At 62.7% G+C, this 25,966-nt stretch carries 28 protein-coding genes; 18 read left to right on the top strand and 10 right to left on the bottom strand.

Features of this window, described 5'->3' with window-relative positions:
- Positions 1-262: 262 nt before the first annotated feature.
- On the top strand, positions 263-2,197 hold the full coding sequence (locus tag AArcSt11_RS05595) for a BRCT domain-containing protein (protein WP_250595330.1): 1,935 nt from the start codon (positions 263-265) through the stop codon (positions 2,195-2,197).
- A gap of 108 nt (positions 2,198-2,305) precedes the next feature.
- Positions 2,306-2,953 carry a ferredoxin Fer gene (gene fer, locus AArcSt11_RS05590; RefSeq protein ID WP_250595329.1) on the top strand — a complete coding sequence of 216 codons (648 nt, stop codon included), beginning with the start codon at positions 2,306-2,308 and terminating at the stop codon, positions 2,951-2,953.
- A 56-nt stretch (positions 2,954-3,009) separates the two neighbouring features.
- Here the strand turns inward: fer and AArcSt11_RS05585 are convergent, their stop codons facing one another.
- Positions 3,010-3,309 carry a DUF5779 family protein gene (locus AArcSt11_RS05585; RefSeq protein ID WP_250595328.1) on the bottom strand — a complete coding sequence of 100 codons (300 nt, stop codon included), beginning with the start codon at positions 3,307-3,309 and terminating at the stop codon, positions 3,010-3,012.
- Between the two features lie 143 nt (positions 3,310-3,452).
- Here AArcSt11_RS05585 and AArcSt11_RS05580 point away from each other — a divergent pair, with 143 nt between their 5' ends.
- From AArcSt11_RS05580 to AArcSt11_RS05550, 7 genes are all read left to right on the top strand, one after another.
- Complete coding sequence (locus AArcSt11_RS05580; protein WP_250595753.1) at positions 3,453-4,694, top strand: LeuA family protein; 1,242 nt, start codon at positions 3,453-3,455, stop codon at positions 4,692-4,694.
- Positions 4,695-5,034: 340 nt separating this feature from the next.
- Positions 5,035-6,798: a biosynthetic-type acetolactate synthase large subunit gene (ilvB, locus tag AArcSt11_RS05575; protein WP_250595327.1), complete on the top strand. Its 1,764-nt coding sequence runs from the start codon at positions 5,035-5,037 to the stop codon at positions 6,796-6,798.
- A 2-nt stretch (positions 6,799-6,800) separates the two neighbouring features.
- A complete protein-coding gene (gene ilvN, locus AArcSt11_RS05570) occupies positions 6,801-7,460 on the top strand; it encodes an acetolactate synthase small subunit (RefSeq protein ID WP_250595326.1) in 660 nt (219 codons plus the stop codon).
- Positions 7,461-7,475: 15 nt separating this feature from the next.
- Entirely contained in the window at positions 7,476-8,507 is a 1,032-nt protein-coding gene (ilvC, locus tag AArcSt11_RS05565) for a ketol-acid reductoisomerase (RefSeq protein WP_250595325.1), read from the top strand.
- The gene (locus AArcSt11_RS05560; protein ID WP_250595324.1) at positions 8,500-8,742 is read left to right on the top strand and encodes a DUF7989 family protein; all 243 of its coding nucleotides are present in this window, start codon (positions 8,500-8,502) and stop codon (positions 8,740-8,742) included. The genes ilvC and AArcSt11_RS05560 overlap by 8 nt, the downstream gene beginning before the upstream one ends.
- A complete protein-coding gene (gene leuC / locus AArcSt11_RS05555; RefSeq protein WP_250595323.1) occupies positions 8,735-10,201 on the top strand; it encodes a 3-isopropylmalate dehydratase large subunit in 1,467 nt (488 codons plus the stop codon). The genes AArcSt11_RS05560 and leuC overlap by 8 nt, the downstream gene beginning before the upstream one ends.
- Positions 10,201-10,806: a 3-isopropylmalate dehydratase small subunit gene (locus tag AArcSt11_RS05550; RefSeq protein WP_250595322.1), complete on the top strand. Its 606-nt coding sequence runs from the start codon at positions 10,201-10,203 to the stop codon at positions 10,804-10,806. Before leuC ends, AArcSt11_RS05550 begins: the two co-directional genes overlap by 1 nt.
- A gap of 11 nt (positions 10,807-10,817) precedes the next feature.
- Here AArcSt11_RS05550 and AArcSt11_RS05545 read toward each other — a convergent pair whose 3' ends face one another.
- On the bottom strand, positions 10,818-12,110 hold the full coding sequence (locus AArcSt11_RS05545; protein ID WP_250595321.1) for an RNA-guided endonuclease InsQ/TnpB family protein: 1,293 nt from the start codon (positions 12,108-12,110) through the stop codon (positions 10,818-10,820).
- Between the two features lie 3 nt (positions 12,111-12,113).
- Entirely contained in the window at positions 12,114-12,236 is a 123-nt protein-coding gene (locus tag AArcSt11_RS16935; protein WP_259371239.1) for a hypothetical protein, read from the bottom strand.
- A gap of 292 nt (positions 12,237-12,528) precedes the next feature.
- Between AArcSt11_RS16935 and AArcSt11_RS05540 the strand changes: the two genes are divergently transcribed.
- Both AArcSt11_RS05540 and AArcSt11_RS05535 read left to right on the top strand, forming a co-directional pair.
- Positions 12,529-13,062: a halocyanin domain-containing protein gene (locus AArcSt11_RS05540; RefSeq protein ID WP_250595320.1), complete on the top strand. Its 534-nt coding sequence runs from the start codon at positions 12,529-12,531 to the stop codon at positions 13,060-13,062.
- Between the two features lie 95 nt (positions 13,063-13,157).
- Positions 13,158-13,589 carry a universal stress protein gene (locus AArcSt11_RS05535; protein ID WP_250595317.1) on the top strand — a complete coding sequence of 144 codons (432 nt, stop codon included), beginning with the start codon at positions 13,158-13,160 and terminating at the stop codon, positions 13,587-13,589.
- Here the strand turns inward: AArcSt11_RS05535 and AArcSt11_RS05530 are convergent, their stop codons facing one another.
- A complete protein-coding gene (locus AArcSt11_RS05530; protein WP_250595751.1) occupies positions 13,590-14,741 on the bottom strand; it encodes an inorganic phosphate transporter in 1,152 nt (383 codons plus the stop codon).
- Positions 14,742-14,970: 229 nt separating this feature from the next.
- On the opposite strand from AArcSt11_RS05530, the gene AArcSt11_RS05525 reads away from it, so the two are divergent.
- Together AArcSt11_RS05525 and AArcSt11_RS05520 are read left to right on the top strand one after the other, a co-directional pair.
- Entirely contained in the window at positions 14,971-15,951 is a 981-nt protein-coding gene (locus tag AArcSt11_RS05525) for an isocitrate/isopropylmalate dehydrogenase family protein (RefSeq protein WP_250595315.1), read from the top strand.
- Positions 15,952-16,120: 169 nt separating this feature from the next.
- Entirely contained in the window at positions 16,121-16,261 is a 141-nt protein-coding gene (locus AArcSt11_RS05520) for a DUF7557 family protein (RefSeq protein WP_250595313.1), read from the top strand.
- A gap of 19 nt (positions 16,262-16,280) precedes the next feature.
- Here the strand turns inward: AArcSt11_RS05520 and AArcSt11_RS05515 are convergent, their stop codons facing one another.
- The 4 genes from AArcSt11_RS05515 to AArcSt11_RS05500 all read right to left on the bottom strand — a co-directional run bounded on the left by AArcSt11_RS05515 (position 16,281) and on the right by AArcSt11_RS05500 (position 18,646).
- Positions 16,281-16,859 carry a DoxX family protein gene (locus AArcSt11_RS05515; protein WP_250595311.1) on the bottom strand — a complete coding sequence of 193 codons (579 nt, stop codon included), beginning with the start codon at positions 16,857-16,859 and terminating at the stop codon, positions 16,281-16,283.
- Between the two features lie 87 nt (positions 16,860-16,946).
- Complete coding sequence (locus tag AArcSt11_RS05510) at positions 16,947-17,411, bottom strand: DUF5799 family protein (protein ID WP_250595309.1); 465 nt, start codon at positions 17,409-17,411, stop codon at positions 16,947-16,949.
- A 55-nt stretch (positions 17,412-17,466) separates the two neighbouring features.
- A complete protein-coding gene (locus tag AArcSt11_RS05505) occupies positions 17,467-17,853 on the bottom strand; it encodes an OsmC family protein (RefSeq protein ID WP_250595307.1) in 387 nt (128 codons plus the stop codon).
- A 64-nt stretch (positions 17,854-17,917) separates the two neighbouring features.
- A complete protein-coding gene (locus AArcSt11_RS05500) occupies positions 17,918-18,646 on the bottom strand; it encodes a metal-dependent hydrolase (protein ID WP_250595305.1) in 729 nt (242 codons plus the stop codon).
- 233 nt (positions 18,647-18,879) lie between these two features.
- On the opposite strand from AArcSt11_RS05500, the gene AArcSt11_RS05495 reads away from it, so the two are divergent.
- From AArcSt11_RS05495 to AArcSt11_RS05485, 3 genes are all read left to right on the top strand, one after another.
- Complete coding sequence (locus AArcSt11_RS05495) at positions 18,880-19,143, top strand: hypothetical protein (protein ID WP_250595303.1); 264 nt, start codon at positions 18,880-18,882, stop codon at positions 19,141-19,143.
- A 78-nt stretch (positions 19,144-19,221) separates the two neighbouring features.
- Positions 19,222-21,402, top strand: a complete 2,181-nt coding sequence (locus AArcSt11_RS05490; protein WP_250595301.1) for a DHH family phosphoesterase — start codon at positions 19,222-19,224, stop codon at positions 21,400-21,402.
- 43 nt (positions 21,403-21,445) lie between these two features.
- Positions 21,446-23,104 (top strand): tRNA uridine(34) 5-carboxymethylaminomethyl modification radical SAM/GNAT enzyme Elp3, encoded by a 1,659-nt coding sequence (locus tag AArcSt11_RS05485; RefSeq protein WP_250595300.1) that lies wholly within the window; start codon positions 21,446-21,448, stop codon positions 23,102-23,104.
- A gap of 223 nt (positions 23,105-23,327) precedes the next feature.
- Here AArcSt11_RS05485 and AArcSt11_RS05480 read toward each other — a convergent pair whose 3' ends face one another.
- Positions 23,328-24,287 (bottom strand): sensor histidine kinase, encoded by a 960-nt coding sequence (locus AArcSt11_RS05480; RefSeq protein WP_250595299.1) that lies wholly within the window; start codon positions 24,285-24,287, stop codon positions 23,328-23,330.
- Positions 24,288-24,419: 132 nt separating this feature from the next.
- On the opposite strand from AArcSt11_RS05480, the gene AArcSt11_RS05475 reads away from it, so the two are divergent.
- Together AArcSt11_RS05475 and AArcSt11_RS05470 are read left to right on the top strand one after the other, a co-directional pair.
- The gene (locus AArcSt11_RS05475) at positions 24,420-24,614 is read left to right on the top strand and encodes a DUF7511 domain-containing protein (protein WP_250595298.1); all 195 of its coding nucleotides are present in this window, start codon (positions 24,420-24,422) and stop codon (positions 24,612-24,614) included.
- Between the two features lie 79 nt (positions 24,615-24,693).
- Positions 24,694-25,104, top strand: coding sequence for an SHOCT domain-containing protein (locus tag AArcSt11_RS05470; protein WP_250595297.1), 411 nt, complete (start codon positions 24,694-24,696; stop codon positions 25,102-25,104).
- Between the two features lie 8 nt (positions 25,105-25,112).
- Here AArcSt11_RS05470 and AArcSt11_RS05465 read toward each other — a convergent pair whose 3' ends face one another.
- Positions 25,113-25,895, bottom strand: coding sequence for a ZIP family metal transporter (locus tag AArcSt11_RS05465; RefSeq protein WP_250595296.1), 783 nt, complete (start codon positions 25,893-25,895; stop codon positions 25,113-25,115).
- Positions 25,896-25,966 lie beyond the last annotated feature (71 nt).

Raw genomic sequence — 25,966 nt, 5'->3', positions numbered from 1 at the left:
GTCGCCCCCGGGTCGCTACCACTACAATTACTGAAGTATTTTACTACAGTTTTCGAAGTGAGCCATTCCGGATTCTGTGACCAGTTTTATCAAATATAAAGTAAATATGATCATCAAATATACATCATGCACTGGATCCTGTGTTCAGTAATATCACTTATGTGAGGGCCCATACCGCATAGATGTCGGGATTATACTATATTTTCATCGTTAGTTAACTATGCGAAACTTTATATTCTCATACGACCATAATATGTGTGATATGAATAGTACATCGAACGGGGCGGGAGAAGAGACCGGCAGTACCGACGAGTTCGGCGTGACGAGGCGGGCGTTTCTCGCTGCGAGCGGAGCGGTCGGCCTCAGTGGATTGGCAGGCTGTTCTGCGCTCGATGGGCTGGTGGGCCGTGCCAGCGAGCAGGTGCTCGGAACGACGGTCTCCGCACCGGCAGCCTTCTATCCCGGACGGGAGTCGGCGGACTCGTCTGGCAGTCTCGCCGGTAGCTACGGAACCGAAGACGGGGTTCAGTTGTTCAGTGCTCCCGCGATCTCCGACAGCCGCAACGGCCACGAACGGGCGGTTGTCCGTACCGGCCCGGGTGAGGTCCGTTCAGTACCGGCGACGGCACGGGCCGAGGGGCGGGAGATCGAACTCGAAGGCTGGTCGATCGGCGGAGTGATGAAGGCCAATGACTACAACTCCGTGCGCTCGAACAAACGGAGAACCGACTGGTGGGCCGGTCCCGACGACGAGCTCGACGATGACGACGACGGGGACATCCTCGTGGATATCCTCGACGCCGAACTGGCGTTGTTGGTCCATCTCACGGACGCACAACGTTGCGTGGAGCGACGCGAGGGTGCCGATGCCAACCGCGCGCTGGATGCGTTTATCGACACCACCGAGACCGATCTGCGACCGGCACTCGACAGCTGTGGTACGGGCATCTGTGAGACCGTCCGGGCGCACTCGGATCACCGGACAAAGGCCGTTCGGCGAGCCAGCGATGCGGTCGACGAAGACCGCTGGAGTACCGCACTGAGAGAACTCGCGGGCGTCGAGGAGATCATCCTGGCCGACATCGACGGACTGGACGACGAGCTAGTCGAGCGGTATCCGAGCCGACCACGGTTCCTCGATATCATCGAGTACATGCGGGACGAACCGACGGTTGGCGAGCGGTTTACCGTCTGTCTCCCGGATGCCAGCCTGCCGGGCGACCGCGGCTCGCTGGCCGAGGAACTCACACCCGACCGAGTGCTCGCGTACTGTGTTGCCTCCCACGAGCCTGATGGTCTCCGGCCACCGTTCCACGACCAGTACGGCAGCAGTGGCATCAGCTACGACGACGAGGGCTGCATCCAGCTAGACGGCCCGATCTCGTTACATCACGACATCTCCTGTGGCTCCGTTCTTACGGCGGAGCTCGACTCCTACCGGACCGAAAACCGGGCGATCGTTGGCCATAGCATCGAGGGCGGCGCGGTCGTCAGCGGTGCACCGGCGTCGGCCGACGCCGACGGCAAATGCGTCTTCGTCGCCGCTGACGGCACCCTCCGCGAGGCACGGAGCCTGAACGAGGCTGGCATACACTGCTGGGGGCAGAACCGCGCCGCGGAGGATGGACAGGTGTACTGCTGGGGCCAGCGTCGTTCGGACGCCGACCCGGCGAGTCAGACGCTGGTCTGTCCCGTGACCGTCACGCCCGAGGACTGTCCGTGTCCGTTGCCCGGGCTCTTCTGGGTCCGGCGGTGTCTCCACGACGATCAGGTCATCTTCGCCGGCGGGTGGACGCTCGACGAGGGCGCGCTCTACGAGGATTCGGTGACCCACCTGTTCGACGAGGGACCCACCGAGATCGCAAGTGTGACCGCAGCGGACGTCGAGAGCGGAGATCTCGACGACCGCATCGTCGAGCAGTTCTCCCGGGATCGGAGCGAGCAGGGCTCGGGGATGATCGTCAGGGACCTCGACGGTGACGGTATCCCGGAGGTCCTCCAGTCCGGGGACGGACGGCGGGGCCTCAACGCCATGAATGTCAAGATCCACGGTGAACACGAAGGGGAGAATACCCCAGTTATCACGAGGAGCGCACTGGGGCTGGACGCCCCGCTCGTTCACCTGGCCAACGCTTCTGGCACCGGAAGGGATGTCAAATTCAAGGCCGGGGCAGAACTGTCGAAATCAGTCAACTGAGCGTGTTCAGGGCCCGTACCAGCCTAGCCCGCTACCGCTGGACGTCCGGTACCGGCGAACGACGGGTCAAAAGTAGGGAATATATATGCCGGGCCGCTAGCCGCGTCCGTGGCATCCCCGTACGACATCCTCGGCGTCGCCCGCGACGCGGACGAGGAGGAACTACTGGAGGCCTACCGGGAACGGGTCAAGGAGACCCATCCCGATCATGGCGGCTCCGCTCGCGCGTTCCAGGCCGTCAAGACTGCCTACGAGCGGATCGAGGCGGGCAAGGTCAGTCCCGTCTCCGTTCACGAGGGGAGCGACCCTGTCGAAGAGACGGAAAAACGTCCGCAGTATCGGGTTGAGTTTCTCAACTACGAGCGACTGGACGAGCACGGCTGGAGCCTCGACGACGAGGACCTCTTCGAGAAGGCGGCCGACGCGAATCTGGGGAACGCAGACTACGGCGAAATCACTGTCGAGGAACGGGAGACGTTGCTCGAAGCCGCCGAGAACGCCGGGCTGGCGTGGCCATTCGCCTGTCGTGGCGGGGCCTGCTCGAACTGCGCCGTCGCGGTGATCGACGGTGAGGTTCCGATTCCGACGAGCCACGTTCTCACTCAGGAGATGATCGACCGAGGAATCCGACTGTCCTGTATCACGACGCCGGTGACCGAGGACACGAAAGTCGTCTTCAACGTCAAACACATGCCCGCAATGGAAGACCTCTTGCTCTCCGAAAGCCGGTTCAACCGGGCGTACGGAACGGATTAGCTATAGCCGGGCGTACGGAACGGATCAACTACAGATGGGCGTGCGGAAAGACTGAGCTACAGTCGTTCCCGATCGATATCGACGCCGGGCGGCGTGACGATCAGAAAGCCCCGGAAGTGGACGAGTTCCCCGTCCTCGTCGCGCACTTCCCGTGCGAAGCCAGCAGCCAGTTCGTTCACGTCGCCATCCACATTGAGTACGAGGACGTTCCCCCCCAGCACGGTCTGGAGCCACTCCGCGGGATCAGTTGTCCCATCAAGCACGCCCAGCACAACACGGCCCTCGAAGCTCTCGCCGTCTTCTTCGTCCTCGAGGTGGTCTTCGACCGACCGGAGATCGAGGTTGAAATCGGACATGTCCCACCCGAGGCACCCCCCCGAGAAAAAACCTTCTCAGTTCGACGGGGCGGGGGCCAACTGTGGAATTGTAATATTTGCGTCCCGCCTCGTGGGTGTGAGTGGGCGAACGAACGACACGCTTATATGTGAAGACGTGATTCATTGAGGTACCATGTCCGACCAAGCGTCCATGGATTCGTCCTCTGACACCAGTCAGGGGGGTCGAGTTCTTCCAGGGCACGTTAGATTCCACTGACGAAATTGAGTCAGCACGCGTTTTCGATACCACACTCCGCGACGGAGAACAGTCACCCCGCACGTCGTTCTCGTACGAAGACAAACGCGAGATAGCGGCGGTGCTGGACGAGATGGGCACCCACGTCATCGAGGCCGGGTTCCCCGTCAACTCCGACGCGGAGTTCGAGGCGGTGCGTGACATCGCCGAGAACACAGCAACGACGACCTGTGGCCTGGCCCGGGTCGTCGACAAGGACATCGAGGCCGCCCTCGACAGCGGCGTCGAGATGGTCCACGTGTTCTCCTCGACGAGCGACGTCCAGATCGAGGATTCGATGCACGCGACCCGCGAGGAAGTAGTAGAGCGTTCGGTCGCAGCCGTCGAGCGAGTGAAGGATGCAGGCGCGATCTGCATGTACTCGCCGATGGATGCGACCCGCACCGACGAGGACTACCTGATCGAGGTAATCGAGGAGGTAACCGAGGCCGGAACCGACTGGATCAACATCCCCGATACCTGTGGCGTCGCGACGCCGCGCCGCTTTTACGACCTGATCCGAACGGTCGTGGACCACACCGACGCGAACGTCGACGTCCACACTCACGACGACTTCGGGCTGGCGACCGCCAACGCCCTCTCGGGCATCGAGGCGGGCGCGAAACAGGCCCAGGTGTCGGTCAACTCGATCGGCGAGCGCGCTGGCAACGCGGCCTACGAGGAGTTCGTGATGGCGATCGAGTCGGTCTATCAGGTCGACACTGGGATCGACACGACCCGTATCACCGAGCTCTCACAGCTGGTCGAGGAGAAAAGCGGCATCGACGTACCGGGCAACAAGCCCGTCGTCGGCGAGAACGCCTTCTCCCACGAGAGCGGCATCCACGCCGCAGGCGTCATCGAGAACTCCGATACGTTCGAGCCGGGCGTCATGACTCCCGAGATGGTCGGCGCACACCGCAAACTGGTGCTGGGCAAACACACCGGCAACCACTCCGTCCGCGAACGGCTGGAAGACGCCGGCTTCGCGCCGACCGACGAGGAGGTCCGGGCGCTCACACGTCAGGTGAAAGACCGCGGTGCGGAGAAGGAACGTGTGACGATGGAGATGCTGAAGGAGTTCGCCCGCGAGCAGGGCATCAAGCGCACCGAGGAGGTCCGCGCCTGATGGCCACGTCCGGGTTCGCCGGTAGTGACAACCCCGAGCAGTCGCTGACCGATCAGTGCTCGGCGACTCACAAGAATTATGTATACGAAGAGCATCACCAACGTACTGATGACACGGACCGCCACGACTGGTGCGCCCGAGGCCACCAGCGCCCGGTCCGTCCGACGTCTTCTCGGTGTGATCGTAGGGGCCTTCTAGCCCCACCACTACCACAGTTTTCGACCCGGCCCGCATCGCTCGTAGATCACACAGTCACCGCTCGAACCATGTATCGATCCCGACACCCACGACGACAGTATCGCCAGCCAACCACCACAGCACGACCGACAGGTGATCGTGCATGAGCGAACCGGCACACGCCGCGGAGTTCGACGAGGAGGAAGACGGCGAAACGGACCAGCAACCCGTCACCACGGGCGCGGAGGCGGTCGTCCGGGCGCTCGAAAACGACGGCGTCGAACACCTCTTTGGCGTTCAGGGCGGCGCAATCATGCCCGTCTACGATGCGCTGTACAGCTCCGACCAGCTCACCCACGTCACGATGGCTCACGAGCAGGGTGCGGCCCACGCCGCAGACGCCTACGGCGTCGTCGCAAACGACCCCGGCGTCTGTCTGGCAACCTCCGGGCCCGGCGCGACGAACCTCATCACGGGCATCGCGGACGCCTCGATGGATTCGGATCCGTTCGTCGCCCTGACCGGGCAGGTCCCGACGAACTTCGTCGGCAACGACGCCTTTCAGGAGACGGATACGACCGGGGTGACCGACCCGATCACGAAACACAACATCTTCGCTGACGACTCCGACACTGTCGGCGACGACGTCGGTTCGGCGCTTGCCCTCTCCCGGGAGGGACGACCCGGTCCGACCCTGGTCGACCTGCCCAAGGATATCACGCTGGGCGAGACCGACACCGAACCGGGCGAAGCGACGGTGCCGGACACGTACCAGTACACCGAACACGCCGAGCCGGACAGCATCGCTGAAGCCGCACGCGCGATCGAAGCCGCCGAACGCCCCACAATTCTCGCGGGTGGTGGCGTCATCCGAAGTGAGGCCTCGGATGAACTGTACGAGTTCGCGACGGAGTACGAGATTCCGGTCGTCACGACGATGCCGGGTACCGGTGCGTTCCCGGAGGACCACGAGCTATCGATGGAAGGTGCTGGAATGCACGGGACCGGCTTCGCCAACATGGCGATGCACCACTCCAGCCTGCTGATCGGCATCGGGACGCGCTTCGACGACCGGCTGACCGGCGGCATCGAGACGTTCGCGCCCGACGCCGAGGTCGTCCACGTCGATATCGATCCCGCCGAGATCAGCAAGAACGTCCACGCGGACTACCCGCTGATCGGCGACGCGGGCACGGTGATCGAGCAGCTCGACGCCGAGATCGAGCACGCGCCCGACGCCGACGAGTGGCGCGACCAGTGCCAGACGTGGAAGGCGGAGTATCCGATGGACTACCCGGTCCCCGAGGACCGCGCGCTCCAGCCGGAGTTCGTCGTCGAGGCGCTGGACGAGGCCACGAGCGATCGCGCGATCGTCACCACCGGCGTCGGCCAGCACCAGATGTGGGCCTGGCAGTACTGGGACTGGCTGGAACCGCGCACGTTCGTCAGCTCGAACGGGCTGGGGACGATGGGCTATGGCCTGCCCGCGGCGATCGGCGCACGCGTCGCGGCCGACGACGACCAGGAGGTCATCTGTTTCGAGGGCGATGGGTCGTTCCTGATGACGATGCAGGAGCTCTCTGTCGCCGTCCGCGAGAACATGGACATCACCGTCGCCGTGTTGAACAACGAGTACATCGGGATGGTTCGCCAGTGGCAGGACGCCTTCTTCGAGGGGCGACACGCCGCCTCGGAGTACGGCTGGTGTCCCGAATTCGACAAGCTCGCCGAGGCCTTCGGTGCCCACGGCGAGGCGGTCGAGAACTACGACGAGGTCGCAGACGCTGTCGAGGCCGCGATGGAGTACGACGGCCCGACTGTCATCGACTTCCGCATCGACCCGCAGGCGAACGTCTACCCGATGGTTCCAAGCGGCGGCAACAACGGGAAGTTCGCACTGAACGCAAGCCAGCTGGATGACATCTAACAATGAGCGACGACATCGATTCCAAGGCACTGGAGGGACCGCATCCGAGCGAACGACCGGAGACGTCGCGACGACGCAACGCCCAGGGGATCCGGATCGACCCGGACGCCGAGGCCGAGCCCGACACGCAGCAGGCGGTACTCTCCGCGCTGGTCGCTCACGAGCCGGGCGTGCTCGCGAACGTCGCCTCACTGTTTAGCCGCCGACAGTTCAACATCGAGAGCCTGACCGTCGGTGCGACGACGGACGAGGACCGCGCCCGGATCACGCTCGTCATCGAGGAGTCCGGGCCGGGCATCGAGCAGGCGAAAAAGCAGCTGCAGAAGCTGGTGCCGGTCGTCTCCGTGACCGAGCTGCCGGCCGACGCGACCCGGCGCGATCTGGCCCTGATCAAGGTCGAGGGCAGCCACCCCGATCAGGTCCAGTCGCTGGCGGAGATGTACGGTGGGCAGGCCGTCGACGCCGGGCGGGAGACCGTCACCGTCGAAATCACGGGGAGCGAGCAGAAGATCGACGCGGCGATCGACGCGTTCGAGCAGTTCGGAATCGTGGAGATCGTCCGCACCGGGACAGCGGCTCTGACCCGTGGCGCAGAACGGACCGCGCCCGACGGACCGCAGATCGCAGAACCGGAAAGCAAAGAAGTGCCGGCCGACGACTGACAACTGAGAGTTACAATGGCAGACGAATTTACAACGACAGTATATCGGGACGAAGACGCGGATAGCACGTACATCGAAGACAAGACGGTCGCCGTTCTCGGCTACGGGAGCCAGGGCCACGCTCACGCGCTCAACCTGCACGACAGCGGCGTCGACGTGATCGTCGGCCTGCGCGAGGATTCCTCCTCGTGGCCCGAGGCCGAAAGCGAGGGGCTACGTGTCGAGACGCCCGACGTCGCCGCCGCCGAGGCCGACATCGTCCAGATGCTCGTCCCCGACACGATCCAGCCCGCAGTGTACGAGGCGATCGAGGACGGACTGGATGCCGGTGACACCCTGCAGTTCGCTCACGGCTTCAACATCCACTACGGGCAGATCCGACCGCCGGAGGACGTCGACGTGACGATGGTCGCGCCGAAATCGCCGGGCCACCTCGTGCGCCGTACCTACCAGCGCGGCGAGGGCGTCCCGGGCCTGATCGCGGTGTATCAGGACGCAACCGGCGACGCCAAAGACCAGTCGCTTGCCTACGCCGAGGCGATCGGCTGCACGCGAGCGGGCGTCATCGAGACCTCGTTCCAGGAGGAGGTCGAAACCGACCTGTTCGGGGAGCAGGCCGTCCTCTGTGGCGGCGTCACCGAGCTGATGAAGATGGGCTACGAGACGCTCGTCGACGCCGGCTACTCCCCCGAGATGGCGTACTTCGAGTGCATGAACGAGATGAAGCTCATCGTCGATCTCATCTACGAGGGCGGGCTGATGGGGATGTGGAACTCCGTCTCCGACACTGCCGAGTACGGCGGGCTCACCCGCGGCGAGTACGTCGTCGACGAGGAGTACGCCCGCGAGGGAATGGAGGAGGTCCTCGAAGAGGTTCAAAACGGCGAGTTCGCCCGCGAGTGGATCACCGAAAACCAGACGAACCGACCGAGCTACAAACAACTGCGCGCCGCCGAGGAAGGACACGAGATCGAGGACGTCGGCGGCAGCCTGCGCGAACTGTTCGCGTGGGAGGAGGAAAAAGCGGAAGCGCCAGCAGATGACTGAGAACATGCGAGACGTCGATCACACCCACCCGTTCGGGGACACCAGCGCGGCCCGCTCGTTCGAGCGCGGCCCAACGGTCGTCACCGACGGTGGACAGGACGAACAGCACGACGAACGAATGGCGGACGTCGATCACGTCCCGCCGCAGGGCGAGGGAGCGGCCCCCGCCTTCGAGCGGGGCGGGAACCGGCAGTCTGACGTAGCCGCGAACGACGAGGACGTATATAATGAGTGATGGAACACTGTACGACAAAGTCTGGGAGAAACACAAGGTAACGGAGCTGCCGAACGGGCAGGATCAGCTGTTCATCGGGCTGCATCTCGTCCACGAAGTGACGAGCCCACAGGCGTTTGGCATGTTGCGCGAACGGGACCTCAACGTCGCGTACCCCGACCGCACGTTCGCAACGACCGACCACATCGCCCCGACCGAGGCGGACAAACGCAAACGCCCCCTCGAAGACGAGAAATCCGAGGAGATGCTGGGCGCTCTGGAGAAAAACACCAGCGAAAACGGTATCACTTTCTTCGACTTCGACTCGGGGAAACAGGGCATTACTCACGTCGTCGCGCCAGAGCTGGGGCTGAGCCAGCCCGGAATGACCGTTGCCTGCGGGGACAGCCACACGGCGACTCACGGAGCATTCGGCTCGATCGGCGTCGGTATCGGCACCAGCCAGATCCGCGACGTACTCGCGACCGGCTGTATCGCCGCCGACAAACAGAAAGTCCGCCGCATCGAGATCGAGGGGAGCCTCGGCGACGGCGTCTACGCCAAAGACGTGATCATGAAGATCATTCAGGAACTGGGCGTCGACGGCGGTGTCGGCCACGTCTACGAGTACGGTGGCCCCGCTATCGAGGAACTCGGCATGGAGGGTCGGCTCGCGATCTGTAACATGTCGATCGAGGGCGGCGCTCGTGCGGGCTATATCAACCCCGACGAGACCACCTACGAGTACCTGCGCGGTCGCGAGTACGTCCCCGAGGGCGAGGCGTTTGACGAGCTCGTCGAGTACTGGGAGTCGATCAAAAGCGACGACGACGCCGAGTACGACGATGTCGTCACGATCAACGTCGACGACATCGACCCGCTGGTCACCTGGGGGATCAACCCCGGACAGGTCATCGAGGTATCCGAGCCGATTCCGGCTCCCTCGGATCTACCCACCCAGACAGAACAGGAGGCCGCCGAACAGGCGCTCGATCACATGGAGCTCTCCCCTGGCGAGTCGATGCTCGGCTACGACGTCGATGTCGCCTTCCTTGGTACCTGTACGAACGGTCGCGTCTCGGACTTCGAGGTCGCCGCCGACATCATCGAGGGCCAGCAGGTCCCCGACGACGTCTGGGCGCTCGCAGTTCCCGGATCGGAGACGGTCCGCAAGGAGTGTGAGGCTCGCGGCATCGACCAGACGTTCATCGAGGCCGGCTGGGAGTGGCGACGTGCCGGCTGTTCGATGTGTCTGGCGATGAACGACGACAAGCTCGAAGCGGGTGAGGTCTGTGCCTCATCCTCGAACCGGAACTTCATCGGTCGGCAGGGTGACAAGGACGGCAAGACCGTCCTCATGAGTCCCGCGATGGTCGCCGCAGCGGCGGTAGAGGGTGAAGTTACCGATGCCCGACGGTTCCTGGACGACGGACCGTCAGACGTGGTTGCTGCCGACGACGTCGAGGAGGTGGCAGACTGATGTCGGGTGAGAACCACATCACCGAAGTTTCGGGCACCGGCGTCCCGATTCCCGGTGACGACATCGACACTGACCAGATCCTGCCCGCGCGGTTCATGAAGGAGGTCACGTTCGACAACATGGCCGATTACCTCTTTTATGACGCGCGGCGGGACGACGACGGCGGGTTCAACGATCACCCGCTCAACGAGTACGAGGGAGCCAACATCGCGGTCGTCAACAAGAACTTCGGCTGTGGCTCCTCCCGCGAGCACGCCCCCCAGGCCATGATGCGCTGGGGCGTCGACGGCGTCGTCGGCGAGACGTTCGCGGAGATCTTCGCGGACAACTGCAAGTCCCTTGGCATCCCCGCCGCGACGGCGGACAAAGAGACCGTGACCGCGCTCCAGGAGTGGATCCGCGAGCACCCGGACGGCGACGTCGAGATCGACGTCGAGGACGAGACCGTCACCTACGGCGAGACCACTGTGGATGTCGATATTGACAGCTCGATGCAAGAAGCGCTCGTCGACGGGATCTGGGACACGACCGCGCTGATGTACTCGAACATGAGCAAGGTCGAGGCGACCGTTGACGGGCTTCCCTACGTCGAATCGGACGAGTGAACTACCCTACCCTACTCGCTCACGGCTGACGCCGTTCGCTCCTTGAGGGTAGGGCTTCCTGATTCTACGACGCGCTTTGCAGATACAGGCGTATCCACAGGGAGCGCAGTCTCCACAGGCGTTGATTCGGAGTATCCCACTCCTATGTCTTCGAGGCCGCGAGAAAGAATGTTCCACGCCGTCGCAAAATCGCGAGCGATTTTGCTGCCCGTCAGACGTAGTCTGACGACCGCGTTCGCGTCCCTGTCCGCCTCAAACCCGCAGGCGGGACAGGAATGTTCACGGACCCACAACGGCTTCTCCGTCGAAACGCCGCACGCCGCGCACTCCTTGGTCGTCCCTCCCGGGTTGACCGCGACGAAGTGCGTCCCCTCGCGCTCACACTTGTATTCGAGCAACGAGAGGAACGTTCGCCACGCCGCCGACGCCCTGTTGCGACTGTTCGACGGTGATTCGAGCATCCTCTTCACGTTCAAGTCTTCGACCGCCACGAAGTCGTACTCTCGGGCGTAGTACGCCGAGAGCTTGTGGAGGAAGTCGCGGCGCTTCCGTCGAAGGTCGGCGTGACACTCCGCGACCCGTCGCCGTTGCTTCTCCCAGTTGTTCGACCCGTGTTCCTTCCGTGAGAGGGACCGCTGTTCGCGTTCCAAGCGTTCGCGCTCGTCGGTGAGGTCGAGCGACCCGACCGCCGTCCCGTCGGTGTCGTGGGCGTACTTGAGAATTCCTACGTCGATACCGACGTATTTCTCGGGGTTCTCAGGCGGTTCGGGTGGTTCGCGGTCCATTTCGACGCCGAAGGTGGCGAACCACTCGCCCGTCGGTTCCTTCTTAACCGTGACCTGTTTGAGCGTCGCGTCGTCGGGGATGGCGCGGTGGAGTCGAATCGGTATGTTTCCGAGTTTCGAGAGTGACAGCACAGTCTGACCGCCCTTCTTGTCGAGCTTGAAGCCAGACTGACTGTACGTGAAACTGCGGAACTCCCGTGGCGACTTCCACTTGAGTTGACCGACGCCGTAGCCGTTCTTCTTGAGCGCCGAGAGTCCTTTGAGGTTGTCGAACAGGCGTTCCACGACGGTTTGGAGGACCTTCGAGTACACGTCCGAGAGGCCGTCCCACCACTTCTTGAGGTCGGGAAGTTCCGACCGCAGGGCGGTCATGGACGGCAGTTCGCCGTGTTCATCTTGGTACTCGTTGAGGCGGTAGAGCGTGTGGTTGTACAGTTGCCTACAAATGTCTCGGTGGCGGTCCAACTCCTCGCGGTGGGCGTCGGACGGTTTGAGACGGTACTTGTAAGCGTAGTACATCCGTTACTCTCGCTCCTCGATTAGTTCATCCAATTTTTCTTGAACGAACGAGGAAAGGTTCAGGTGGTTTTCCTGAATCCACTCGGCTTGGTCGTCGCGGATAGAGATGTTCTTGCGCGTTGCCACACCACATAATACACAAACTACACAAATAAGAGTTGCGATTGCGTGGGCCTGTGGGCCGAGCGTTGAACGTGTTTGCTACTCGTGCGGCGCTGTATCCCCTCCCTACTCGCTCCCTTCGGTCGCTCCTTGAGGAAGGGGGCTTAGCGCCTCGGTTCAGCTAAAACCGCCGTAGATTCGTTTTTCTGAGTTGCTGACGGAGAGAGTAGCTGTGTCTATTGTGCAGCATCAATCAACACATATCAATATGACTATACCACTGTGCTTTTGACTGTAGAAACCAACCTCGCGGTGCATGTCGAACCAACAGAGCCGCCGTCGATTTATCGCTGCGAGTGGAACCGTCGCCCTCACTGCCCTGGCCGGCTGTGCCGGAGACGATGACGACAACGGAGCCGTGGAGGTCGACGATAGCGACGACGAGAACGGAACAGAAAACGGTGACGACGGATCTATCGGCGAGATCGACGAGGTCCCTGTGGCGATCGAGGAGTATCTACAGGACGCGCCTAACTACGATGGGACGATGGTCGACGCGACAGGCGAGGAGCAGGTGACAGTCTCACTGACTGACACCAACGTCTTCGAACCAGCGGCGATCCGGATCGACGCGGGCACGACTGTCGAATGGGTCTGGGAGGGTGGTGCGCACAACGTCGTCTCCGACGAGGATTCCGCATCGGACTTCAACAGCGGTGATGTCGTTGCCGAAGACGGGACGACTTTCGATCAGTCCTTTGACGACGACGGGATTCAGCTATACTACTGTGAACCCCACACCGCTGAAGGGATGTACGGCGCGATCGACGTCATCGAGACCGAAGACTGATCGACCACCCGCAGTAATTGCGTTTTTGTCCCGCTTCTTTGTCCCGCCGGACCGGTCGCCGTGAGATACAAAACCCCACCAGTCGAAGATCATCTGTGGCACCTTCACACGTCCTCGTCCCGCTGGACAGCTCGCCGCTTGCCGACGACGCGCTCGAACACGCGCTGGACACCTTCGAGTGTCCGATTACGGTTGTGAACGTCATCCTGCCGCTCGACGCACCGATGAGCGAGGGTGGTATTCTTGGCGCTGATGACGAGCGCATCGATGCCGCCCGCGAGCACGCCGCGCTGGTGATCGAGAAAGCGGAACGTCGGGCAGACGCCGCGGATCGAACGGTCGACATCATGATCGAGACTGGTGATCCGGCGGACGTGATCCTCGACGTTGCCGAGGACCGTGACATCGATCAGGTCGTCATGGGCGGGCACGGCGGCGATGCGAATCGGATCGCGAAACGACTCCTCGGGACGGTTGCGACGAAAGTCGTGGCGGAAGCTCCGGTCTCCGTGACCGTGATCAGGTAGTTACCGGATCCCCAGCACGGTCGAGAGCAGTTGATACAGCCCGAAGCCGATGACGATCGATGTCGAGAGCGTGATCAGCCAGAACGCCAGTGTGACGCCGATCTTTCTGCGCGAGACGCCAGCCGAGCCAGCGGCGAGTCCTCCGCCGATCACACCGGAGATGATGATGTTGTTAAACGAGATGGGGATGCCAAGCGCGATTGCGATCTGGGCGATGACGAAGCCGGGGACGAGCGCGGCAATCGACCGCCGAGCCCCGAGTTGTGCATACTCCCGGGAGGTTGCCTGCAGCAACCGCGGTGCGCCCATCCATGCACCGGCGATGATCCCCGTTGCACCGATCGCGAGCAGTACGATCCCCGGCAGTCCCAGCTCGACGCCAAAGAGGTTTTCGAGGGGGCCGGTCGCCAGCCCGACCTGACTGCCCCCACTGGAGAAGGCGACGACGCTTCCCAGCACGAGCAGAAAGGTTCTGATCCCGTCGTCGACCGAGGCCATCGTCCGCCTGCGGATGTACGTGAAGCCGCCGACAGCGAAGGCGAGCGTGACGAGAACGACGGCGATATCGATCCCGGCCACGTGGGGCTCGCCAAGGGTCCGGGAGACGAGCTCGGCGACGGAGCTCTGGTCGATTTCCGGTGGCGACGGTATCACGCCCAGCCGGATGTTCGCGAGGATCCCGCCGACGATACCAGCGAGCAGCGGCACGCCGACCGTATCGGGGATATCGTCCCGCCGGAGCAGCTTGGCAGTGAGATAGGCCATGCCGCCGGACGTCGGGGGGACGAGCAGCCAGAACGTCGCGAGCTCGCGATAGGTGTCGACGGCGGGGTCTCCCCCGAGCGAGAGACCGACACCCACCATCGCACCGGTCGTGGCGAACGCCGCGGGTACCGGATAGCCGGAGTAGACGCCGAAGATCATGAACCCTGCGGCAGTGATGAGCCCGGAAATCGCCGCGAGTGCGGTGATCGGCGTGTTCAGGATCAGGTTCTGGCCGACGGTCTCGGAGATCGCGCCGCCCTGTGTGAGCGCGCCAAGCGCCGCGAGAATACCGATGAGAAAGGCGGCACGCATCGTCGAGATGGCGTTCGCGCCGATCGCCGGGGCAAACGGTGGCGAGTTGCTGTTCGCGCCAAGCGCCCAGGCCATAAACAGGCAGGTGAGCGTCCCCAGGCCGACGAGCGCCCAGAAGGCGACCGACACGTCAGGGCCACCTCGATTTACAGGGCGGTGGCCTCTGGAGCGACGGTAACCGACGACGACCGACTCCGGCAGCGTGCATATCAAGAAGGTGTGTCGCCGAAGCGGTTAACAGTTGAGGTGGGACAGCGCTGCCGAATCGAATCTCTTTCTTACCCCCGCGGCGTCTGAGGCGATAATGACACATCGGATCGCCGTGATCCCGGGCGACGGAATCGGACAGGAAGTGACCCCTGCGGCAGTCGAGGTGCTCGACGCCCTCGACATCGAGTTCGACTTCGTCGAGGGGGATGCGGGCGACGCAACGAAAGCCGAAACTGGCGAGGCACTGCCACAGGACACGCGCGAACTCGCACGCGGTGCCGATGCGACGCTGTTCGGTGCAGCGGGCGAGACCGCCGCCGACGTGATCCTTCCGCTGCGTGAGGTCGTCGGCTCCTTCGCAAACGTCCGCCCCGCCGTCTCGTATCCGGGTCTCGACGCCGTCCAGCCCGATACGGACCTCGTCTTCATTCGTGAGAACACCGAGGGCGTCTACTCGGGGATCGAAAGCGAAATCGCCGACGGCGTGACGACGCTGACACGCGTCATTACCGAGGACGCCTCACGGGATATCGCCGAGTTCGGCTTCGAGTACGCCGAGACGAACGGCTACGACGACGTGACGATCGCCCACAAGGCAAACGTCATGCGCGAGACCGATGGCCTCTTTCTCGAGACCGCTGAAGCAGTCGCGGCCGAGCGTGACGCGGAGTACAACACTGCGCTGATGGACGCGCTGGCGATGCATCTGATCACGCATCCGGAGGACTACGGCGTCGTCATCTGTCCGAACCTCGCGGGCGACATGCTCTCGGATCTCGCCGCCGGACTCGTCGGCGGCCTCGGACTCCTCCCGAGCGCGAACGTCGGCGCGGAGAATGCCCTGTTCGAACCGGTCCACGGCTCCGCGCCGGATATCGCCGGCGAAGGGGTCGCCAATCCGACCGCGATGATCCTTTCGGCGGCGATGATGCTCGATCACCTCGGCTACGGCGAGGCTGGCGACCGCGTCCGCGAAGCGACCGAAGCCGTGCTGGACGAGGGGCCGCGAACCCCGGATCTCGGCGGCGACGGGTCGACCGAGGAGGTCACCGCTGCGATCGTCGAGCGGCTCTAGGTGAACGGGGAATCAGCCTGAAACCGCGAGCTGTATTTTTTGACGGTGCCACTGGACGAACGTCCGCTTTGACGAATTTCGGCCCGTCCGGGAGCAGATCGGCAACTGAGAGAGGGCGTTCTGGTGATGGGCCCCGCTGATTAAGCGCGTTCGAGTAGAACTAACAGATATGCCTGACATCGAACTCGACGAGAAAACTATCGAACGGCTCGACAACCTGCAGGTTGAAGACGAGTCCTACGACGAGCTGATCAACGAACTGATCAACATCTATCAGGCGGAAGAAATGACGCTGTTCAAAACTGAGTAGTGGTGCCGACTCGATCGGCTTAACCGAGCAGGTAGCGCAGCCACGGGTTCTGCTGGACGATCTCGGTCTGTTCAAGTTTGGAATCGAGGCCAAGGATCCGGCCAGCGCCGAACGCGCCGAGGCCGAACAGCAAGAGCATGTAGACAAAGGAGCTGTCGATGAAGTACCCGTTCTGGACCGGGAACCCGGCCATGAGTCCGCCCTCCCACGCTGCGGTCCAGAACATGAACATCTGGATCGCACCCATCATTGCCGCAAAGCGGACGAAGACGCCGAACAGGAGTGCAAGTCCGATGAGCACCTGTCCGAAGATCACGAGCGGGTCGAACAGCCAGGCGAAGTCAGCGAATGCGGTGAACATTCCGCTCAGCGGGTTCGCCGAGTCCATCCCTCTCAGGAACCCCTCCGAACTCCACGCGAGCGGCTCGCCGAAGCCACCATCTGCCCACTTTGCGATCCCTGCCTGAAGGAATACCCACGCCATCACGAGTCGCAGGGAGAGCATCGAGTAGCCCACCCACGTCTCCGAGTACTCGTAGGTCACGTTTCGACCGAACATTTCCGTTTCGAGCGTCCGTTCCGATGGTTGCGTGGCCATTATTGTTGCCTCCAGTTCTGGGTTCTCAGGCAAGACCCATCAAATAACGGGGTGTGTTTTCAGAAGGTGAGAACCACGGAGTTCGAGCTACTCAGACGCTCTCGCTGCCGCATTGCATGCAGTCTCCCACTGCCCCTGTGATTCGAGATGAGACTGCAGTTGCTCTGCATATTCCTGAGCGAGGTTCTCGGCGGCTTCGATACGCTCGGCGTCCCCACCGCCGTCACCGCCCATCCCGAACACACCCAGTATGCTGTCGATGATGCCGCCACCCCCGCCGCCCCCCGACGATCCGCCCGGCGCGCCGCCCATTGCGCCCATCTGATCGCGCACGTCGTCAAGCGCGGGCATCACCTGCGGGACGTTCTCCGTGTTTGCCACGACACGAGCCTCCTCCGGAGTGCCAGGGTTCTCGATCTCCAGTTCCACTGCGGTCATGATCATGCCCCACTCCTGACTGGAAAACTCGGACGCCTGTACCTGCTCCGAGAACTCCTGATCGACTTTCATGCGTGCGCCGACGATCCTGTCGGTCCAGTCGCTGTTGCTCATATCGGTTGTAGGACTGACGGGCCTATTACATCTGTGGAAAAACGGTGCGGACCGATCAGCTGTTGAGCGTGACGTCTGCGTGCAGGCTCTCTTTGAGCGCGTCGTGGACCTTACAGAGTTCCTGAGCGCGCTCGTTGACCTGTGCTGCGGTCTCGTCGTCGAGGTCGGCCTCAGTGGTGACGTCGAACGAAATCGATTCGAGCTTGTCGTCGTCGTTCAGTTCACCCGTCACTGCGATCTCGATCTCACCGAGGTCGCCGCCGCCACGCTGTTCGGAGCCGACGCGGAGCGCCGGGACGAAACACGCGCTATACGTGGCGAGCAGTGTTTCGAGCGTGTCCGGCGCGTCCTCGCCGGTGGCGTCGATGGTCGTCTCGAACTCTCGAATCTTGTTCTGCGTCGAAAAGCCCTCGGTCGAGGTGCTGTGTACTTCTTTGGCCATAGCACCTCACATTTCAACGCCCGCCGTTGTAAGGGTTGTTCAATCGGAAAGCGGATGGTGAAAGCTACGACGGTAGCTCGAAGCTCTCGTCGCCGTCCAGCACGTGCACGTCAGCGTCGCTGCCAGTGCCCTTCACCTCGCGGACGAAGTCGTCCGTGTCGATCTCGATCGGCGGGAACGAGTCGTAGTGCATCGGGAACGCGTGGTCGACGTCCAGCCAGTCCACCGCGATTGCGGCCTGCATCGGCCCCATCGTAAAGTGATCGCCAACCGGGACCGCCGCGGCGTCAGGTTCGAGATACGGCGCAATCACGTCTCGCATCTCGGTCATCAGCCCGGTGTCGCCCGCGTGGTAGAAGGTCGTGCTCTCGTCGTCAGCGACCTGCGTCGGCTTCGTGTCGCTGATGACGTAACCCGCTGGCATTCCGGCGCTGGGCGTCTCGAAGCCCGACCCCACGCCGTTCGAGTGGTCGGCACGATGCATCGTCACGTAGGCGTCCCCGAGTTCGACCGTCCCGCCGAGGTTCATCCCGATCACGGCGTCCTCATCGATCCCGTGCTCGCTGACCACGTGACCGGTTACTTCCGGGTTTCCGACGACGGTCGCGTCCTCGAACGCCCCGACATCGGCGACGTGATCGTCGTGCCCGTGCGTGAGAAGTACGTAGTCGGGGGAGTCTATGTCCGTAGGGTCGAGATCTGTCTTCGGGTTATCGAAGAACGGGTCGATCAACAGGTCCGTATCTCCGACGACGATGCGCCAGGTCGAGTGACCGTGCCAGGTGAGCTCCATGGTGCACCGGAACGTACTCTCTTCATCCACTTAATGATAACCAAGTTGACTGATACTCTATGTCACGGAGAGGGAGCAACGTACCGGTAACCGGTACGTTCGTCCGCTCGTTTCCACCTTGCCCCTGTCCGGTCCCGAGTGGGACGTGCCCGTCGGCAGTTGCTCCCGATCGGTTCAGGACGGAGATGTATCGTGGGGTCGCCATTTTTCAGTGTACCCCGCGAACGACGACTATGCTCACGCTACAACTGGACGATTTTCTGCTCGAACTGAAAGACGGCGCAATCAAGAACGTCGGCCCCTCGAACAAGACCGCGACGGCGAAGCTGTTCGACGTCGACCGGGCTGAAGCGCGGGAGTTCGGGGACAAACGCGTGAAACTCGTCTTCGAAGACGACGAGGGGAGCGAGATACAGATCGCGCTGTTTCCCGAAGACGTCCGATCCATCGCGGAGGATATCGAACGGCTGGAAGGTGATAGTCGGGTCTTCGAGTAGTCCATGGGAGCGCCCACAGGCCACACGGCGAGCGAGTTTCGACAACAGTTTTAGGGCGGGGCTATTCAATTCGATCAAATGAGCAACTGTATCATCTGTGGCAAGCCCGTGGATGGGCTCGTCTGTAGCACACACGAAGAGGACGTCGCGTTCGAGTTCCGTGGGAACTCCCCGGATCAGCTCACACCGAACCGGTATTACAGGGGACAGGTCGATGGCTTCGCCGAGTTCGGCGTCTTCGTCAACATCGGCGACAGTGTCACTGGGCTCCTCCACCGCAGCGAACTCGACCAGCGACTCGACAGCCTCGACTGGGATACCGGCGACGACATGTACGTCAAGGTCAAATCGGTTCGCGACAACGGCGACGTCGACCTGGGCTGGTCGATCCGGCAGGAGGATCGGGATTTCCGCGGCCGACTGGTTGACGCACCGAGCGGAGACAAAGTGCACGAGGAGGACGAGTCGGGAAACGCCGATAAGTCGTCGGCAACGGTCGACGACACAACACCTGACACCACGGAGACGGTGACACCGAACGGTGGCACGACGCAGGCAGAACAACAGACCGAGGACGCGACGACGGCAGTCGACGAGGCAGTCGAGACGCTCGTCGACGAGTCTGACGAAGGGGACGACGAGGCGGACGACGCGGAGTCGGACCTCGAAGATGTCGAACCGGACGACGAGAAAGAGCCGGACGACCATGCCGAGCCGGATGATGCGGAGCCGGACAGCGACGACGAGTCGGCAGACGATGTCGCGGCGGAGACGATCGAACGCTCCGGGATCGACACCCTCGACGATCGTGTGGGCGATCGCGTCCGGATCGAGGGCGAAGTCGTGAGTGTCCGACAGACCAGCGGGCCGACGATCTTCGAACTGCGAGACGAGACCGGCACCGTCGAGTGTGCCGCCTTCGAGGAAGCGGGCGTTCGAGCCTATCCCGACATCGAGACCGACGACTTCGTCAGACTCGACGGCGAGGTCGAGCTCCGACGTGAGGAACTGCAGGTCGAAACCGAAGCCCTGATCGAACTGACCGGCGGCGAGCGCGCGGTCGTCGAGGACCGTCTGAACGCCGCCCTTTCCGAGGCTGCCCGGCCCGACGAGATCGACCTGCTGGCCGACCACGACGCCGTCGCTGCGGTCGAAGACGGGATCGAGGCCGCCAGCACGGCGATCCGCCGTGCCATCATGGTCGGTCGACCGATCGTCGTCCGGCACAGCGCGACCGCCGACGGCTACGCGGCCGGTGCCGCGCTCGAACGCGCCGCGCTCCCGCTGATCCGCGAGGAACACGACCGACAGGACGCGGTCTACAACTACTTCAACCGACGACCGCTCGAAGGCCACATCTACGACATGGAGGCCGCGACCAACGACGTGACGAACATGCTGGAAGCCCGTGAGCGACACGGCGAACAGCTACCTCTGGTCGTGCTCGTAGACGTCGGCAGCACGAAAGAGTCCAGAGACGGCTACGAACTGCTGGACGTCTACGACGTCGAACGTGTCGTTCTCGACACCCACGCGCCGGACGAGGGTGTCGATTCAGCCGTCGACACCTTCGTTTCCGCCGAGGACGTCACGACGCCCGCAATCGCGGCGAACGTCGCTGCGGCGGTCAATCCCGACGTTCGCGCGGATCTCGAACACGTCCCCGCAGTTGGGTACTGGGAAGCCGCTCCCGAGCAGTACGTCGAGCTTGCCAGCGAAGCGGGCTACGACACCGAGGCAGTGCAGGAACTTCGCGAAGCCATTGCGCTGGAAGCGTTCTACCAGACCTATCGTGACAAACGCGAGCTCATCACGGATCTGCTGTTCGAGCGCGCCGAAGGGCTCGCCGGGCACGTCAGCGAGCAGTTCCGAACGAAACTCGACACCGAGATCGGGACGGCCGAGCGGAACCTGACCACGCGGGAGGCGAAGGGAGTCCACTTCGCGGTCCTCGATACCGACGCGTACACCCACCAGTATGACTTCCCGACGACGACGCTGCTCGTCGACGCACTCCACCGGCGCGAGAGCGAGGAGCTGGGGACGCCACTCGTGACGCTCGGCGTCGACGACGACGAGATCCACGTGCGTAGCTCGGTTGGCCTCGACGTCCGCGAGATCGCCGGACACGCCGCAGAGCGAGCCGACAACGCGGCCGTCTCCGCAGTCGGCGGGCGTGACGGTCACATCGAGTTCCTCGCGGGCGGCCGTGATGACGTGCTCGAAGCCGTCATCGCATCGATCGCGAGCGAGCTGTAATCAGTCGATACCCTTATTCGCGGCAAGTCGCTTTATTCCGGTAATGAGTACCGAGTCGGACGCCACGGAGAGCGAGGCGTTCGAGAACGCCTGTGCGGAGTTGGTTGATCGGATCCTCGCGGGGGACGTAGACCGAGAGGATCTTGAGAGCGCCAAGCTCGACGTCTGCTCGGAGTTTTCCTCGCCGAAGGTGCCCAAACATACCGAGCTACTGGACTACGCACCACAGGAGCGTCGCGAGGAACTGGAAGCCGTCCTGCAGCGCAAGCCGGTCAGGACGGCCTCGGGCGTCTCACCAGTGGCGATCATGACGAGCCCGCACAACTGCCCGCACGGGAAGTGTCTGTACTGTCCCGGCGGGCCGGGCTCGGAGTTTTCGAGCTCGCAGAGCTACACCGGCCACGAACCGGCGGCGGCCCGCGGCGAGCAAAACGACTACGACCCCTATGGGCAGGTCACCCTGCGGCTCCACCAGCTTCGGGAGATCGGCCACCCCGTCGACAAGGTCGAGTTGATCCTGATGGGCGGGACGATGACCGCCCGGAGCCACGACTACCAGGAGTGGTTCGTCAAGCGCGCCCTCCAGGCGATGAACGACTACGATCTGGACGCAGAGCCCTCGCCCGCCGAGGAACTGAGTTTCGCACCCGATCCCGAAGACGTCGAGTTCGAGTACCTCGAAGACGTCATCGCGAGAAACGAGACAAACGAGATCAGAAACATCGGGACGACCTTCGAGACGAAGCCCGACTGGTGCGATCCGGAACAGATCGACCGGATGCTCGATCTGGGCGGTACGAAAGTCGAGGTCGGCGTCCAGACGACGTTCGAGCGGATCAACCGCGAGATGCATCGGGGGCACGGCGCGCAGGCGTCGATCGACGCCAATCGACGGCTCCGGGACGCCGCGTTCAAGGTCGGCTTCCACATGATGCCCGGCCAGCCCGGCATGTCCCACGAGATGTGTCTCGAGGACTTCCGCCGGCTGTTCGAAGACGAGGAGTGGAAGCCCGATTACCTGAAGATCTACCCGACGCTGATCGTCCGCGGGACCCGGACCTACGACATGTGGCACGACGGCGAGTACGATCCGCTGACCAACGAGGAGGCCGCCGAGATCGTCGCCGAGATCATGTCGATGATCCCCCGGTACACCCGGCTCCAGCGCGTCCAGCGGGACATCCCAGCGGATTTCATCGACGCCGGGGTCTGGAAGTCCAACCTCCGCCAGCTCGCCTGGAAGGAGATGGACAACCACGGCTGGGAGTGTGAGGATATCCGGTCCCGTGAGGCGGGAATGAACGACGAGGAGCCCGAAAACATCGAGCTCGACGTGATGACCTACGAGGCAAGCGGCGGGACGGAACACTTCATCAGCTTCGAGGACTTCGAGAAGGATCTCCTGGTCGGCTTCTGTCGACTGCGGTTCCCGAACAACCCCGTACGCAGGGAGCTACAGGACGCCGCGCTGGTCCGTGAACTCCACGTGTACGGCAGTGAGGCGGGGATCGGCAAGGATGCAGCGGGTGACCAGCACCAGCACAAGGGGTATGGCCGCCGCCTGATCGAGACCGCAGAAGGGCTGGCTGCCGACGCAGGCTACGACAAAGTCAGCGTGATCAGCGGCATCGGTGCCCGCGAGTACTACCGGGAGAAACTCGGCTACTATCAGGACGGGCCGTACGTGAGCAAGCGGCTGTAGCGAGCGATCTGGGGCGGCGAGCATCGCGAGTCGTCCCGAGCGAGCAGTTTTTGGCCGAGATTTTTCGAGGAGTGGTGGCGAGCGAAGCGTGGCCAACCGACGATGAAAAAGGTCGCAGTGAGGGGCCGTACGTGAGCAAGCGGCTGTAGCGAGCGAATATCCCGTGAAGGTAGCGAACGGGATCATGACGGTCGAGCATCGCGAGTCCTTCTGAGCGAGCCAGTCAGTCGGCCACCGCCTCGATCCGATCGTTGACGCTCGTCCCGGCATCGAGGAGCGTCGTTCTGGACCCTGCCTGAAACTCGAACGAGACTGTCGTCCCGCCGGAATCCTCGGTGTCGAACTGAACCCGGCCGTCGTGAAGCTGTGACACCCACCTGACCAGCCACAGACCGACGCTGCTGGCGTGGACGAGTGCAGTCTCTTCGCCTGCATCGAGTGATCGCAGTTCCGCATCCGGGATTCCCGGACCGTTGTCTTCGACGTCAAGCGAGACCGCGCCGTCCATCCGATCCAGCGAGATGTGGATCTGACGAGGAGATCTTTCGTTGTGCCTGACCGCGTTTTCGAGGACTTCTCGAACGGCGTATCGGATCGACTCGTCGCAGTCGATCCACGCTCTGGACGGGAGATCGGTCGTGATATCGACGGCGACATTCCCCGACTCGGCGTGTTCGACCTCGCTTTTGACGATTTCGACAAGATCAACAACGTGCTCGTCGCTGAGGGTCGGATCGACGCTTTCGAGCATCTTCAGCTTCTCGCTGATTGCCGTGATCCCTTCGGCAGTCTGCTGGACCGCTCTGGCGTGGTCCCGGTCCGTTTCGCAGTCCAGACGCTCGGTAAGGATCTCGGCGTACCCCTGTATCACGTTGATGTCGTTTCGGATGTTGTGCCGAAAGACGCGGTGGAGCACCTGCAGTTGTTCGTTCGCAGCCCGTAGCTTCGTCTGGGCGGTTGACATCTGCTGGCGGTGGATGGTCGAGAGCAGGTAGATTAACACGGCAGAAAGGGTGATGAAGATCCAGCTTTTTGCCAGTCCGATCGCAGTCGGCGGTGCCTGAGTAGTAACGAGCGCGGCCAGCAGCAGGTCCGTGCCAGGGACCCAGAGGATTCCGAATACCAAGTACCCGAGCGAGATTTTCAGCGGCGACATGCTGATCAGGGACTTGACGCGACTCATACGGAGTATCAGTAGTTCGATGCCTATAACCATGGCGAGTAGTAATAGACCCACAGGAACGGCAAACGTCAGAATTAATAATACTGGGTAAAAAAATAACAACACTGCCGCAGCGGTCCCATAATACCACCCGTGAACGAACCACACGAGCTCCACGAAGACGAGAGCAACCAAGACCTCGCCGAGCTCCGCGCGATAATCGAAGAGTACGATGACGAAGCCGATGAGTGTACTATTTTTCCGTCCGACGTCCCGAATGATCGGGAGACGACCACCTGGATATCGGCGAAAGCGGGGTCGTTCGTAGCTCTCGACGACCAACAGTGATCAGATCAGTTTGCCCGGCTGGCGGGAGTACCCGTAGAAATCCCGACAGTTTTTATCAGTGCCGTTGTAGAGGCAATTCATGGACGAGCGAACGGCGGAGCGGTTCCGCGAGAACGCTGTCGGGATCGCGTCGACAGCCGTTACCGGGACGTGGCTGGCGATGCTGTTTCTGTTCCCCGATAGCATGGCATGGCTGGCATTCCTGCTCTTTGGCTACATCGTTATTGTCCCCGTGACCGCGATGCTGTTCGGCGACGAAGAAGAGATGGAAGAATGGGTCGAGGAGTTTGATCGCGAAGAACCGACGGATGCGGACGACGAGCCACAGGCCGAAAGCGCACTCGAAACTCTTCGGAACCGATATGCGCGGGGGGAGCTGACGGACGAGCAGTTCGAGCGGAAGCTAGAGCGCTTGCTGGAAACGGAGACGCTCGAAGACGTCGAGGACAGACAGCAACGCAGGGAGCGCCAGCCGGAGTTCGAGCGCTGAGCCGCCGGTCAGACAGCGAGGACGGTATCGACGACGAGCATCACGCCAAAGCCGGTGAGGAAGGTGAGCGTCGCCAGATCGGCGAAGCCGTGGCCGTGACTGGAGGGGATCATCTCCCGGAAGACGACGGCGATCATCGTCCCCGCGGCGAATCCGGCGGCCGCGGGGAACAGTCCCGAGACGATCGCCACGAGCGCGAACCCGAGAGCGGCCGCAATCGGCTCGGGGACCGCCCCCGAAAGCGTCGTGTACAGGATGGTCTTTCCTTTCGAGAGCCCCGCTCTGTCGGCTGGCACCGCCATCGCGAACCCGTCGGGCACGTTCTGGACGGCGATGGCGATGGCGAGTGCGATGCCCACAGTGTCCAGACCGCTGGCAAACGCGATACCGATCGCGAGGCCTTCGGGGATGTTGTGGATGGTGATCGATCCGGCGATCAGCACTGCCTGTCGCCAGTTCTCGGCGTCCTCCAGCCCTGTGGTGTCGTCTGTGCCGTGCGATTCCGGACCACGAAAGCGAAGGTGGACGTGTGGGAGCGTCCGGTTGATCGCGAGCAACGCGACGCCGCCGACCACGAACCCGCCCAGCACCTCACCGATGCCGCCGAATTCGAGGCCGGGCACGATCAGGGCGAACACGGCCGCGCCGAACATAATTCCTGCAGCCATGCCGACAGCCCCGTCGTAGGTCCGGTGGCTGATCCGATCGGTGACCAGGATCGGCAGCGCGCCGATTCCCGTGGCGGCACCGGCAGCGAGCGCGATCAGCGAGACCTCCAGGACTGATACCATCTATCCGATCACCCGACAGTTCGTGCGGAGGTGACTTCAGTGTCCCCCTGGAGCGACACGCATTTTTGCCC

Source organism: Natranaeroarchaeum aerophilus (assembly GCF_023638055.1).
Taxonomy (GTDB): Archaea; Halobacteriota; Halobacteria; order Halobacteriales; family Natronoarchaeaceae; genus Natranaeroarchaeum; species Natranaeroarchaeum aerophilum.
The sequence above is the reverse complement of the archived record's forward strand: the minus strand, read 5'-3'. Positions and strand labels throughout refer to the sequence as shown.

Bases quoted from the DNA above. Each gene is read 5' to 3' on its own strand.
- AArcSt11_RS05595 (WP_250595330.1), top strand. From the start codon at position 263: ATGAATAGTACATCGAACGGGGCGGGAGAAGAGACCGGCAGTACCGAC.
- AArcSt11_RS05585 (WP_250595328.1), bottom strand. From the start codon at position 3,309: ATGTCCGATTTCAACCTCGATCTCCGGTCGGTCGAAGACCACCTCGAG.
- ilvB (WP_250595327.1), top strand. From the start codon at position 5,035: ATGAGCGAACCGGCACACGCCGCGGAGTTCGACGAGGAGGAAGACGGC.
- ilvN (WP_250595326.1), top strand. From the start codon at position 6,801: ATGAGCGACGACATCGATTCCAAGGCACTGGAGGGACCGCATCCGAGC.
- ilvC (WP_250595325.1), top strand. From the start codon at position 7,476: ATGGCAGACGAATTTACAACGACAGTATATCGGGACGAAGACGCGGAT.
- AArcSt11_RS05560 (WP_250595324.1), top strand. From the start codon at position 8,500: ATGACTGAGAACATGCGAGACGTCGATCACACCCACCCGTTCGGGGAC.
- leuC (WP_250595323.1), top strand. From the start codon at position 8,735: ATGAGTGATGGAACACTGTACGACAAAGTCTGGGAGAAACACAAGGTA.
- AArcSt11_RS05550 (WP_250595322.1), top strand. From the start codon at position 10,201: ATGTCGGGTGAGAACCACATCACCGAAGTTTCGGGCACCGGCGTCCCG.
- AArcSt11_RS05545 (WP_250595321.1), bottom strand. From the start codon at position 12,110: ATGTACTACGCTTACAAGTACCGTCTCAAACCGTCCGACGCCCACCGC.
- AArcSt11_RS05540 (WP_250595320.1), top strand. From the start codon at position 12,529: ATGTCGAACCAACAGAGCCGCCGTCGATTTATCGCTGCGAGTGGAACC.
- AArcSt11_RS05530 (WP_250595751.1), bottom strand. From the start codon at position 14,741: ATGGCCTGGGCGCTTGGCGCGAACAGCAACTCGCCACCGTTTGCCCCG.
- AArcSt11_RS05525 (WP_250595315.1), top strand. From the start codon at position 14,971: ATGACACATCGGATCGCCGTGATCCCGGGCGACGGAATCGGACAGGAA.
- AArcSt11_RS05520 (WP_250595313.1), top strand. From the start codon at position 16,121: ATGCCTGACATCGAACTCGACGAGAAAACTATCGAACGGCTCGACAAC.
- AArcSt11_RS05515 (WP_250595311.1), bottom strand. From the start codon at position 16,859: ATGGCCACGCAACCATCGGAACGGACGCTCGAAACGGAAATGTTCGGT.
- AArcSt11_RS05510 (WP_250595309.1), bottom strand. From the start codon at position 17,411: ATGAGCAACAGCGACTGGACCGACAGGATCGTCGGCGCACGCATGAAA.
- AArcSt11_RS05505 (WP_250595307.1), bottom strand. From the start codon at position 17,853: ATGGCCAAAGAAGTACACAGCACCTCGACCGAGGGCTTTTCGACGCAG.
- AArcSt11_RS05500 (WP_250595305.1), bottom strand. From the start codon at position 18,646: ATGGAGCTCACCTGGCACGGTCACTCGACCTGGCGCATCGTCGTCGGA.
- AArcSt11_RS05495 (WP_250595303.1), top strand. From the start codon at position 18,880: ATGCTCACGCTACAACTGGACGATTTTCTGCTCGAACTGAAAGACGGC.
- AArcSt11_RS05490 (WP_250595301.1), top strand. From the start codon at position 19,222: ATGAGCAACTGTATCATCTGTGGCAAGCCCGTGGATGGGCTCGTCTGT.
- AArcSt11_RS05485 (WP_250595300.1), top strand. From the start codon at position 21,446: ATGAGTACCGAGTCGGACGCCACGGAGAGCGAGGCGTTCGAGAACGCC.
- AArcSt11_RS05480 (WP_250595299.1), bottom strand. From the start codon at position 24,287: ATGAGTCGCGTCAAGTCCCTGATCAGCATGTCGCCGCTGAAAATCTCG.
- AArcSt11_RS05470 (WP_250595297.1), top strand. From the start codon at position 24,694: ATGGACGAGCGAACGGCGGAGCGGTTCCGCGAGAACGCTGTCGGGATC.
- AArcSt11_RS05465 (WP_250595296.1), bottom strand. From the start codon at position 25,895: ATGGTATCAGTCCTGGAGGTCTCGCTGATCGCGCTCGCTGCCGGTGCC.